Here is a 12835-nt window from a genome sequence, read left to right on the forward strand (position 1 = left end):
CAGCAGATAGAAATGATACAATGGTTCTGTATTATATATAGTAGAAAAAGCCGTTGCAAGGAGGATGGAAATGCGCAGATTGCTGAGTTTCTTGAAGGTGTTCCGCTATGATCTGATTGTATTGCTGATGGCCATACGCCATCGCGATACGCCAGGCCGGATCAAGGGGATACTGGCCGCTGCCATCCTGTATCTCGTGAGCCCTGTGGACATCATCCCCGATGCGGTGCCTTTGGCGGGGGTTGTCGATGATGCGGTCATCGTGCCGGCGGTCATCTATGGTTTGACGAATATGCTGCCTTCGCATGTGCGGCGCTATGCGGAGACCCGCGCTGACCAGGCCACGCGCTATATGCCGGTGGTGCTCATTGCGGCGTCGTTGTTTGTGCTCGTATGGCTCGGGCTTATCGTCTATGGATTGTGGCGGCTGTTGTTTGCTTGAGGCCGCTGGGCAACAGATAAAGGAAGAGGAGTTTTATTTTGCGTTTATATATTGCCGAGAAACCGAGTGTCGGACGGGAGCTGGCTAAGTGCCTGACTGGCCCGGTGGTGCGTCACGATGGCTATCTGGAGACGCGCGATGGCATCGTGACCTGGCTGTTCGGTCATATCCTGCGCCAGGCTGAGCCGGATGAATACAATCCGCAGTACAAGCGCTGGCGGGCCGAGGATCTGCCGATCATCCCTGACCAGTGGAAATTGTTTGTGGACAAGAACTGCGAGAAACAGTTCGCCATCGTCAAATCGCTGATCGAGAAGGCCGATGAAATCGTCCATGGCGGTGACCCGGACCGTGAGGGGCAGCTGCTCGTCGATGAGGTGCTCGACTATATCGGCACGACAAAGCCGGTCAAGCGCATCCTGCTCAACGCTCTCGATGAGACGAGCATCAAGAAGGCCAACAGCAGCCTGCGCGAGAACAAGGAGTTCTTCAATCTCAAGCAGTCGGCTCTGGCGCGTGCGCGCGCTGACTGGCTGATCGGCATGAACCTGTCGCGCGCCTATACGCTGGCGGCACGCCGGGCCGGGCATGATAAGCTCGTGCTGCCGATCGGCCGCGTCAAGACGCCGACGCTGGCGCTGGTCGTGCGCCGCGAGCGCGAGATCGAGAATTTCAAGCCTGTCGATTACTATACCATCAAGGGAACCTTTGCCCATGCCAATGGTTCATTTCAGGCCCAGTGGAAGCCCAAGGATACGATGGCGGGCCTCGACAGTGAGAACCGTCTGATCGACAGGCAGATGGCTGAAGACAAGCTGGCGTTCTTCCAGGACATGCCACATGGTGGCGTGATCACGGCGTACCAGAAGACGAAGAAGCAGGAGCCGCAGCCGCTCCCCTTCTCGCTGTCCACGCTGCAGGTGCTGGCAGGAAAGATGTATGGCTATGCGCCGCAGCTCGTGCTCGATACGGCCCAGAAGCTTTACGAGAAGAAGCTCACGACGTATCCGCGTTCGGATTGCGAGTATCTGCCGACGAACCAGTTCGGCGATGCGGGTAAGATCCTGCAGAATCTTGCTGCTGCTGGTGATGCTGAGGTGGCAGCCTGGGCACCGAAAGCGGATAGGAAGATCAAGAGCCGGGCGTGGAACGACAAGAAGATATCGGCCCACCATGCAATCATCCCGACAACGGTCCAGGCCAATGTGCTGACGATGACGGCGGAGGAGCGCAATCTGTATCATCTGATCGCGCGCGGCTATATCGCCCAGTTCTATCCCGTCCATACCTATGACCAGACGAAGGTCGAGGTCACTTATAAGGAGGAGCTGTTCACGGCCAGCGGCCGCACGGAGCGCGACCTTGGCTGGAAGGAAATGTACCAGTCCAAGCGCAAGAAGGCCGAGGACGAGGATGAGAACAAGGAAGAAGACGAGAGCGATAAGACGCTGCCGGCCATGAAGAAAAAGGATGGTGTCAACTGGACAGGCGGCGATATCACGCAGCGCGCGACCAAGCCGCCGGTGCGGTTCACGCCGTCGACACTGCTGGCCGGCATGAAGGAGATCCATAAGTACGTCAAGAATCCTGAGGCCAAGAAGCAGCTCAAGGATGTCTATGGCATCGGCACCGAGGCGACGCGGGCGACGATCATCGATGATCTCATCAAGCGCAAGTTCATGACGGCCAAGGGCAAGAAGAAGTATCTGAGTCCGACGCCGGCGGCGTTCCTGCTCGTCGACGCGCTGCCCGATGAGATGACTTATCCGGATTCGACAGCCATCTGGGAGGACAAGCTCCATTCGATGTCCGAGGGCGATGGTTCGCTCGAGGAATTCCTCAAGGGGCAGATCGAGTTCACGCGGCGTCTCTGCGGCAAGGCTGGCAATGCGCGCATGGAGGTCACGGGCGAGAACGTCTGCCCGCGCTGCCATCAGGGCGTGCTCTTGCAGCGCAAGGGCAAGAACGGTATCTTCTGGGGCTGCTCGAACTATCCGAAGTGCCGCATGACCTGCAACGACAAGGATGGCAAGCCGGATATGGATGATGCGCGGTCGCGCCTGGCCCGCAGCCCGCAGGCCATGGCTCCTGCCGCTGTCTCGGCTTCGGCCATGGCTCGCCAGGGTGGCGCAGCTGCAAGCCGGAGGCCGGCCGCCAGCTATGCCGCGCCGCCTGCGCCTGTGTATTCGGCCCAGTCGTACGCAGCGCCGTCGGCACAGGATATGGCAGAGCTCGATTCGCTGTTTTCCGCAGCGGATTATGAGGCTAGCCTGGCGGATGCGATGCAGAATTATGTGTCGCCGCAGCCGCAGAAGAAGGGCTGGCAGAACTGGGGCGACAAGCCTAAGTATTCAGCCAGCCCCATGGAGCACATGGAGGAAAATGCAACGGCCAAGGCGAAAGATAGTAAGGATAGGGATAAATACCTCTGTCCGCGCTGCCGTGAAGGCCATCTGCGGCAGATACGTGGCAAGAACGGCATGTTCTGGGGCTGCACGAATTATCCGCGCTGTACAGCGACATTTGATGACGAGAAGGGCAAGCCTGTATTGTGAGGGGCTTGAGAAGGAGAATAAATGACAACGTTCAAAGATCTAGGCATAGAGACGGCCTTGGCTGATGCCCTGGCCAAACAGGGGATAGCTGCGCCGCTGGCGATACAGGAAAAGACCATCGCCAGGGTACTGGCTGGCAGCAACATCATCGGCCAGGCACCGACAGGGACAGGCAAGACGCTGGCATATCTTTTGCCAGCATTGCAGCAGATCGACCCTGCGCTGCGTCAGGCGCAGGTGCTGATCCTTGCGCCGACTTATGAGCTGGCGATGCAGATCGCCAATGTGGCGCGGGAGCTCAGCCAGGCGGCAGATCTCGGCATCAAGGTGCAGGGACTCATCGGCGGCGCGAATATCGCCCGCCAGATGGATAAGCTCAAGGAGAAGCCGCAGCTTATCGTCGGATCAGCCGGCCGCATCATCGAGCTGGCGCGCAAGGGCAAGCTCAAGCTCCAACAGGTCAAGCTGCTCGTGCTCGACGAATTCGATCGCTTGCTCGATGACCAGAACCTGCAGAACACGGTCGATGCTGTCCGTCTGCTGCCCAAGGAGCGGCAGGTCATCCTGTTCTCGGCGACGGCGCCGAAGAAGGCACTGGAGCGGGCAGATTTCCTCGACCAGCCTGAGCATATCGTCGTCGAGGCTGATCCTGAGACGCTGGCGAATCGGGAGGATTATTATCTCATGACGCCGTTCCGCGACAAGATCGAGAATGTCCGTAAGCTCACGCGTAATCTAGGGGTCAAGCGCGGGATGGTATTCATCAACCGCGTCTATGATGCGGAGAAGACGCTGGCACATCTGCGGTATGACGGCATCCGGGCAGATTCGCTGCTGGGGCACAGCAACAAGCAGGCGCGGCAGAAGGCTATCGCTGATTTCAAGAAGGGGCGCATCCAGCTGCTCCTGTCGACAGATCTGGCGGCCCGGGGACTTGATGTGGAAGGGGTAGACTACGTGTTCAATCTCGATCTGCCCGAGGATGCGCAGGTCTATCAGCACCGCGCAGGCCGTACGGCCCGGGCTGGAGCCAAGGGCACGGTCATCACGCTGGCTGACATCAAGGAGGCCTACAAGCTCGAACAGCTGGAGAAGCGTTTAGGCATCGCGTTCAAGCCGCTCAAGAAGGCGAAGAAGAGCAATGCGCCGGAAAAGAGAAAGAAAGAGCGCCCGTATAAGGCATATCATAAGAAGGCTTCGCCGCAGCCTGCGGTCAAGAAGCCAATCAAACAGTAAGCAGGAGGGAATTTTATCTTGGATATCGTGCCGATACTATTGCAGTTAGTACTGGTTGTATTCCTTATTTTCATGAATGGCTTTTTTGTCGCGGCGGAGTTCGCCTGCGTTAAGATACGGCCGTCGCGGCTGGAGACGTTGATCCAGGAGGGCAGCAAGCGGGCGGCCTACGCCAAGCGGCTCACGGATCATCTCGATGCGTCGCTGTCGGTCACGCAGCTGGGCATCACGCTGGCCTCGCTGGGACTGGGCTGGGTCGGCGAGCCGGCTGTGGCCACGCTGATCCTGCCGGTCACGCAGGCAATGGGCATCGATGCGACGATCGGGCATACGATCTCGCTGGTGCTGGCGTTCTCCATCATCACGGCTGGCCACATCATCCTGGGTGAGCTCACCCCGAAGACCATGGCCATCCAGAGTGTCGAGAAGATCATGCTGGCCGTGGCCTTGCCGATGCTGATCTTCCACAAGGTCATGTACCCGTTTGTCTGGCTGCTCAACCATGTAGCCAACTGGGTCACTCGGCGCATGGGCTTTGAGGCGGCCACCGAGGGGGAGAATGCCCACACGGAAGAGGAGATCCGCCTGCTTATGGAGGAGAGCCACCGTCAGGGGCTCATCGATGATACCGAGGCGAATTTTGTCGATAATGTCTTTGATTTCACGGAGCTTAACGTCCGGGAAATCATGACCCCGCGCACCGATATGGTCGTGCTGTATCTGGAGGATAGTTTCGAGGACAACCTTGCAATCATCATGGAGGAACAGCTGACGCGCTATCCAATCTGCCGCGAGGATAAGGATCACATCATCGGCTTCCTGCATGTCAAGGACCTCATGAAGCTGATGGTAGAGGGGAAAAAGCCGAACCTGCGCAAGCTCGCGCGCAAGGCGCTGGTCGTGCCGGAGAGCATGGATGTCAATGTGCTCTTGAAGACGATGCAAGGCAGCCACTCCCAGCTGGCCATCGTTGTCGACGAGTTCGGCGGTACGGCGGGCATGGTGACCATCGAGGATATTGTCGAGGAGATCGTCGGCGACATCCAGGACGAGTTCGATGAGGAACGTCCGACGGCGGAAGCCCGCGGCAACCACGTCTACTCCGTCGATGCCAAGATGCTCTTGGAGGAGCTGGAGGATATCCTTGAGATCAAGATCGAGGATGAGGATGTGGACAGCGTGGGCGGCTGGCTCTACGATCAGATCGGCGGCGAGCCCCAGGTCGGCCAGATGGCTGCTGCGGCTGGCAATCTGCTGTTCGTCGAGGAGGTCGATGGCGCGCGGATCACGCGGGTACTAGTGAAGCTTGAGAATCCCTTGACCGAGGAGCATGAGGAAATCGTGTAAGTTGGCGTGGTGTAACAAGTTACGGTCTTTGTACTAGGTTTTTAACGTCAAAACAATTATAATGAAAGAGCATGTTGTAAGTTAGGAAGATCATTGCATGATAATCACAATCGAGAATTTTGCCAAGAGCTATGGGGAAAAGCAGCTGTTCCAGGGTGTTGGCTTCAGCATGGACGAGGGCGACAAGGTCGGCATCGTCGGCATCAACGGCACTGGCAAGTCGACGTTCCTCAAGGCGATTGCTGGGCTCACGCCGGTGGATGAGGGCTCAATGGTCACGATGAAGGGGCTGCGCATCGAGTATCTGGCCCAGGATAAGGTCTTTGAGCCGGAAAACACCGTCCTGATGGAGGTGTTCCGGGGCATGACGCCTCTGATGCAGGCACTGCGCGGCTATGAGCTGGCATTGGCGGAATCGGCGAAGCATCCCGAGGACAAGGGGGTCCAGCAGGCGATCATGACCTATACGGCCAAGATCGATGAGCTGGATGGCTGGCAGATCGAAAGTGCCGCCAAGACGGTGCTCACGAAGCTAGGCATCGGCGACTACACGGCGAAAGCCGGCACGCTCTCGGGCGGCCAGCAGAAGCGGCTGGCCCTGGCGACCGCCCTCATCCAGCCCTGCGATCTGCTGCTGCTGGATGAGCCGACGAACCATCTTGACAGCGAGACGATCGTCTGGCTGGAGGAGTATCTAAAGGGACAGAAATGTGCGGTGCTGATGGTCACGCATGACCGGTACTTCCTCGATCATACGGCGACGAAGATTCTCGAGCTCGACAAGGGGAAGGCCTATACTTACAGCGGCAATTATTCGGAATTCCTCGAGCAGAAGGCTGCGCGCATCGAGCGTGAACAGGCCAGTGAGCAGAAGCGGCAGAATTTCCTGCGCAATGAGCTCAAGTGGCTGCGCCGTGGTGCGCAGGCGCGCTCGACCAAGCAGAAGGCCCGCATCGAGCGCTATGAGGAAGTGAAGAACCAAAGTGTCGATCTTGACCGGGGCACGGTCGAGATCGGTCTGGCCGGCAGCCGTCTGGGCCGCACGGTCATTGAGCTTGATCATGTCCACTACGAGGTGGACGGGCGAACCATCATCAAGGATTTTTCCTATACCTTGCTTCGCAATGACCGTGTGGGCATACTCGGTCCTAATGGCACGGGCAAGTCTACCCTGCTCAACATCTTGGCAGGGCGGCTGCAGCCGACAAGTGGTACGGTTACCATTGGACAGACGGTCAAGATCGGTTATTTCACGCAGCGCAGCGTGGAGATGGACGAACGCCTGCGGGCTATCGAGTACATTCAGGAGGCGGCCCATCACATCACACTGGCGGATGGCACGCGGATTTCGGCTTCGCAGCTCATGGAGCGCTTCCTGTTCCCTGGCAATCTCCAATGGACGCCAATCGCCCGGCTCTCAGGTGGTGAGAAGCGGCGATTGTATCTTTTGCGCGTGCTTATGGAGGAGCCGAATGTGCTGCTGCTTGACGAGCCGACCAATGATCTTGATCTTGAGACCATGGCGGTGCTCGAAGCCTTCATCGATGATTTCCGCGGGGCTATCGTATTTGTTTCCCATGACCGCTTTTTCGTCGACCGGCTTGCTGACAAGGTGTTTGCCTATGAAGCGGACGGCAGCCTGACGATGTATGCGGGCGGCTATTCCTACTATCAGGAAAAGCTGGCGGCAAGGGCCGCTGCGGGTCCGGAAGCGCCGGTCCATGTGACGCAGGCGGTGAAGGACCCGGTCAAGAGTGCGCCGCGCACGGAGACAAAGCCAAAGCTGACCTTCAAGGAGCAGAAAGAGTATGCAGAAATCGAGGGCATCATTGCGAGCAAGGAAGGCGAGCTCAAGGTGGTGCAGCTGCAGATGGAGCAGCATGCAGCCGACTATGGCCGCTTGAACGAACTGAGCAAGGAGGAGGGCCGGCTGCAGGCGGAGCTTGAGCATTTGATGGAGCGCTGGGCATATCTGGAGGAAATTGCTGAAAATCAGCAATGACTTATAAATTCAAGAGGTAAAAGGAGATAGTAACCATGGCATTCGACAAGAATCTATTTGAGGACATCATCCGGGAATTCACGGTAAATGGCGACCAGCTGCAGGAAATCGCGGCTGACTTCCGCTATGACCTGGTCAAGGGGCTGGAAAACCCTGACGAGTCGTCGCTGCGCATGCTCAAATCGTATGTAGGCTTGCCAACCGGCAAGGAGACGGGCGAGTACCTCGCGCTGGATTTCGGTGGCACGAACGTGCGTGTATTGCGTATCCGCCTTGAGGGCGCAGGCAAGTTTGAGGTAGTCAAGAAGGTTGCCAAGCCGTTGCGCGTGGAAGGCGTCTATGATTTTGTCGGTGCTGGTTCGACGGCTGAGCAGATGTTTGACTTCATTGCGGAGCTCGTGGATGAGGCTGTGGAAGGCGACCATGAGACGAAGTATCTGCTGGGCCATACGTTCTCGTTCCCCTCGGAGCAGACGGATCTCTACAATGCCAAGCTCATCATCTGGACGAAGGAATTCGCGACGGCTGGTGTCGAGGGCGAGGTCGTCAACGACCTGCTCAAGGCAGCTTTGCATCGCCAGGGCATCGACAATGTCGAGCCGACGGCGGTCATCAACGATACGGTAGCTGTACTGCTGGCCGCAGCCTACAAGCAGCCGGACATCTACATCGGCTCGATCTATGCGACGGGGCATAATACCTGCTATCTTGAGCCCTATGCTGACAGTGCCGCTGAGCCGATGATCCTGAACCTTGAGTCGGGCGGTTTCATGAAGCTGGCAACGAACCGCTTTGATGTCGAGTACGACAAGAATTCGGAGAAGCCGGGTGAGCAGCGTCTCGAGAAGATGGTTTCGGGCCGCTACATGGGCGAGCTCTTCGGCATGGCCATGGCAGAGCTGCTGGGCGAGAAAGGCAAGTCGTATGGCTTCACCAGCATCGATATGAGCAATATCATTGTCGATGAGAGTGCCAAGCGCGCGCAGGTCGCGGAGATCGTAGCCGCGAAAACGGGCAAGACCTTGGGCGCTGAGGATTGTGAGCTTGTCCAGCAGCTGGCATCGGCACTGGTTGTCCGTTCGGCACGCCTGGTAACGGCTTCCTTTGTTGGCATCATCTGGCAGCAGGCTGGCAAGGGCAAACCGCAGAAACAGCATATTGCCATTGACGGCTCAGTCTATGAGAAGATGCCGCTGGCTAAGGAGAATATCATGCGTGCCTTGTCGGAGCTTTTGGGCGAGGATGCAGCTGAAATCGATACAGTACTGGAAAATGGCGGCTCGGGGCTTGGTGCAGCTATTGCAGCCGCAATGTCTCAGAAATAAGGGCGTAGTCCGCAGGCGCTGCAGCCGCGTCCATTTCCCGCGAAGGAGTTCCTTTTATGCAAGCAGAACAATCACTGAATATGAATCTCTCGCAGCATCTGGCAATGACGATGAAGATGCAGCAAGCCATCCAGATCTTGCAGCTTTCTGCGCAGGATCTGCGGGCGGAGATCGAAAAAGAATATCTGGAGAATCCTGCGCTGGAAATGGACTATGGCGATGGGGCGCCGGCTGACGGCGAACTGCTGCAAGCGGACAATCTGTCGCGGCTCCGTGACTATCTCGGGGAGGAAAATGGCTCAGCGGGGTATTTCACCGATGAGCAGGAACATGGCGCTGAGGCGGCTGAGGCCGAAGTGCTGACGCTGGAGGACGAGCTCCTTGAGCAGGTGAAGTTCACCTTCCACAAGGTGGAGGAGCGCGCGATAGCTACGTTCATCGTCGGCTCGATCGATGAGCGGGGCTATCTGGTGGTGCCGCTGGCAGAAATCGCCCGGGCGATGCAGGCCACGCTGGCAGAAGTCGAAGCTGTCCTGCAGCAGGTTCAGTTGTTCGAACCTGCTGGCGTGGGGGCTCGCGACCTTGCAGAATGCTTGCGTCTGCAAGCGCAGCGTCAGGGCATCTATGAGGGGCTGGTGGCAGCAGTCATCGATCATCACCTCGACGATGTGGCGGAAGCGCGCATCAAGGAGATTGCCGCGGCTGAGCATTGCCGTCCGCAGGAGGTGCAGCTGGCTGTCGACATCGTCCGCCGGCTGGATCCGAAGCCGGGCGCTGCTTACGGCGGCGAAGCAGCGGCGTTCATCACGCCTGATGTGCTCGTGCAGGAAATCGACGGGGATTATCGTGTGAGCTTCAATGATAACTATGTGCCTCAGCTGCGGATCTCGGCGGCTTATCAGCATGCCGAAGGCTTCGATGCTGAGACGCGCAAGTATATCACGCAGCGCTTGAATGCGGCTGCGTGGCTCATCAACAGCATCGAGCAGCGGCGGACGACGATCCGTCATGTGGTCGAGGAGATCCTGCGGCGGCAGCCGGAATTCATGGCACAGGGCAAGAACGCCCTGCGTCCGATGACGATGAAGGATGTGGCTGATGCCATTGGTGTCCATGAGTCGACGGTCAGCCGGGCCGTAGCCAACAAATATGTGCAGCTGCCCAATGGCATCATGGCGCTGCGGCGGTTCTTCTCGGCGAACCTGGCTAAGAGTGGCAGTGGCGAAGATTTTGCAGCTGTGCAGGCCAAGACGGCCATTGAGGAACTGATAAAGGGCGAAGACCCGCATCGGCCGCTTAGCGACCAGAAACTCTGCGAGCTGCTCAAAGAACGTCAAATGGATATTTCACGCCGGACGGTTATGAAATACCGCGAGCAGTTAGGGTATCCATCATCGGTCAAGCGTAAACGCTATTGATATAGAGTTTCCATAAAGTCAAACTTTAACGGTAGTAGCAAATTTGCTGCTACCGTTTTTTATGTAATAAGCGCGTAGAAAAGTCATAAATTGCAGTTTATCTGTCCGTACGTGGTTAAAACAAACTCGGTACAAAATATTTTTGCCTACACATTCCGTTGAAAAATTCACACCGTTCAAGCGTAGCGCGTTTGGGAACTTTTTCAATGCTTAGTTAAAGGCAAAAAATATTTTTAGCAAAGCATCTAAGTGAAGCGTTGGTACTCCCCTGTCCGGCGGCGCGGCTTTCCTCGAATAAAAACACGGTAATTTACAAACTGCAAGTTGTACCCAAACTTGTTATTCTTTTCACGTTCAAAGAAAATGAATGAGGACAGAATCCATGGAGGATTTACAGAAGAATGGGATGCAATAATAAATTTACAGAAAAATGTAAAAATCCTATTGCATTTGTGTGAGAACGTGTTATGATAGTACCCGTAGACAATCGAACGATGGTTGAACGATAAGCAAGTAAGTTCAAAAAAACACGTTCTCTAAGAATTGTCTTTTATTTTTAGCTATTAAAGTGATTTTTTTCACTTTATCGATTGTTAGATTCTGTAATCTTGCTGATGGATGCTGGGAGGGCTTTAACATGGCAGACAAGAAACCTCGTATTGTAATTGTTGGCGCTGGCTTTGGCGGTGTAAAGCTGGCAAAACTGTTCGCAAAGGATGACGTGGAGGTCATGCTTGTGGACCGTCATAATTTCCATTTGTTCCAGCCGTTGCTTTATCAGGTATCGACGGCTGTCCTGTCTACCGATGAGATTGCCTATCCTATCCGTACGTTCTTCCGCAAGAACAAGAATGTGGAGTTCTTCATGGCCAAGGCACAGGGAGTTGATCAGCAGCGCAAGGTACTGCTGACGAACCATGGCGAGATCGCCTACGATTACCTGATCCTGGCCGCTGGTGCTACGACGAATTTCTTTGGTATGGAGAATGTCGAGAAGAATTCCTATGGCATGAAGACGCTGCAGGAGGCTATCCATATCCGCAACCATGTCATCCATATGTTTGAACGTGCGAACAAGCATGAGGATAATGAGGAAGTACGCCGCCGCATGTTGAGCTTTGTCGTCGTTGGCGGCGGCCCGACGGGCATTGAGGAGGCCGGCGCGATCTCGGAGCTCATCGGCATCCAGAAGAAGGAATACCACAACCTTGATTTCAATGAAGTCAGTGTCACCCTGATCGAGGCGACGGACAGTGTCCTGCCGATGATGGCACCGAATCTGCGCGATTATACAGTCAAAGTACTGCGCCGGAAGGGCGTCAATGTCATGCTCAATACGCAGGTCGTAGATTATGATGGCAAGACGCTCAAGCTGAAGGATGGCCGGGAGATTCCCACACAGACGGTTATTTGGGCAGCTGGTGTCAAGGCGGTTCCGTTCATAGCTAATTGCGGCAGCGAAGTCGATCGCGCTGGACGTGTCATTGTCAATGAAAAATTGCAGGTAGACGGGGCAACCGATGTTTTTGCCATCGGCGACTGTGCGCATTTCCAGCATGGGACGGAGCGTCCGCTGCCAACTGTGGCACCGGTGGCTACGCAGCAGGCGCAGGTGGCGCATGATAATATCATGAAGCTTATTCGTGGTGAGCAGGATTTGGCAACTTTCCAGTATAAAGATTTAGGCGCTATGGCTACGATTGGCCGTGGCGAAGCTGTGGTCAACAAGACAAGCGTGAATCCGCAAATGACGGGCTTCATAGCTTGGTGCGCTTGGATGTTCGTACATCTGATTCGCTTGGCAGGTGCACATACGAACCTTACGGTAGCCATCAAGTGGACTTGGAATCTGCTTTCAGGCACGCGTTTGGGGCGTATCATTACCAATATTCAATTATAAGTTGTTTTTACTAGGCAAAAGCGTGGCTATGGTTTTTATGGCCACGCTTTTCTGTTTTTTTGCAGGATTTATGATTTTTTTAGAAAAAGGTGTTGACATATACGGAAAAGACGTGTATCATAATACAAGTCGCTGAGAGATACGGCAACGGAAAACAACCAGCAAGCCTTGAGTGGCAAGCGGTTAGGAGATGTTGCTTGCGGATCTGGCCAAGAAGTTTTTAAAAAGAAATTCAAAAAAGTTCTTGACAGAAAGAAATCGATGCGATATAATAAACAAGTCGCTAAGATGAGCGGCACGGTTCGAAAGAACCAGAGATTGTTCTCTGAAAACTAAACAATGCAGAATGAATCATGCAACATGATTCAAGCCAGATGTTAGATGAGACTTCGGTTTCATCATCAAAACATCGATTGGTATGAACAACATAGCAATCGGCAATTTCTTTTAAGCAGCGAACAGCAATTTTAATTGCTTGTGAGTCGCTTACACAAATTACTTTAGTAATTTGTGAACCATAGAATAATTGAGAGCTTGATTGAGTTCTTCAATATAATTTATTGGAGAGTTTGATCCTGGCTCAGGACGAACGCTGGCGGCGTGCTTAACA

Annotated in this window: 8 protein-coding genes; all 8 read left to right on the forward strand. The window is 55.3% G+C overall.

Annotated features, from left to right (window positions below; all coding sequences use genetic code 11):
- The first annotated feature begins 70 nt into the window (after window positions 1–70).
- A complete protein-coding gene (locus tag BM181_RS10455) occupies window positions 71–442 on the forward strand; it encodes a YkvA family protein (RefSeq protein WP_075444699.1) in 372 nt (123 codons plus the stop codon).
- 38 nt (window positions 443–480) lie between these two features.
- Window positions 481–2997 carry a DNA topoisomerase III gene (locus BM181_RS10460; protein WP_075444701.1) on the forward strand — a complete coding sequence of 839 codons (2517 nt, stop codon included), beginning with the start codon at window positions 481–483 and terminating at the stop codon, window positions 2995–2997.
- Between the two features lie 21 nt (window positions 2998–3018).
- Window positions 3019–4233 (forward strand): DEAD/DEAH box helicase, encoded by a 1215-nt coding sequence (locus BM181_RS10465; protein WP_082336266.1) that lies wholly within the window; start codon window positions 3019–3021, stop codon window positions 4231–4233.
- Between the two features lie 18 nt (window positions 4234–4251).
- The gene (locus tag BM181_RS10470; RefSeq protein ID WP_075444703.1) at window positions 4252–5580 is read left to right on the forward strand and encodes a hemolysin family protein; all 1329 of its coding nucleotides are present in this window, start codon (window positions 4252–4254) and stop codon (window positions 5578–5580) included.
- Window positions 5581–5677: 97 nt separating this feature from the next.
- Window positions 5678–7582 carry an ABC-F family ATP-binding cassette domain-containing protein gene (locus tag BM181_RS10475; protein ID WP_075444705.1) on the forward strand — a complete coding sequence of 635 codons (1905 nt, stop codon included), beginning with the start codon at window positions 5678–5680 and terminating at the stop codon, window positions 7580–7582.
- 35 nt (window positions 7583–7617) lie between these two features.
- Window positions 7618–8907: a hexokinase family protein gene (locus BM181_RS10480; RefSeq protein WP_075444707.1), complete on the forward strand. Its 1290-nt coding sequence runs from the start codon at window positions 7618–7620 to the stop codon at window positions 8905–8907.
- A 56-nt stretch (window positions 8908–8963) separates the two neighbouring features.
- Entirely contained in the window at window positions 8964–10325 is a 1362-nt protein-coding gene (gene rpoN, locus BM181_RS10485; RefSeq protein ID WP_075444709.1) for an RNA polymerase factor sigma-54, read from the forward strand.
- 637 nt (window positions 10326–10962) lie between these two features.
- Entirely contained in the window at window positions 10963–12225 is a 1263-nt protein-coding gene (locus BM181_RS10490; RefSeq protein ID WP_075444711.1) for an NAD(P)/FAD-dependent oxidoreductase, read from the forward strand.
- The last annotated feature ends 610 nt before the right edge of the window (window positions 12226–12835 follow it).

Source organism: Pseudoselenomonas ruminantium, assembly GCF_900113715.1.
In the GTDB taxonomy this organism is placed as follows: Bacteria; Bacillota; Negativicutes; order Selenomonadales; family Selenomonadaceae; genus Selenomonas_A; species Selenomonas_A caprae.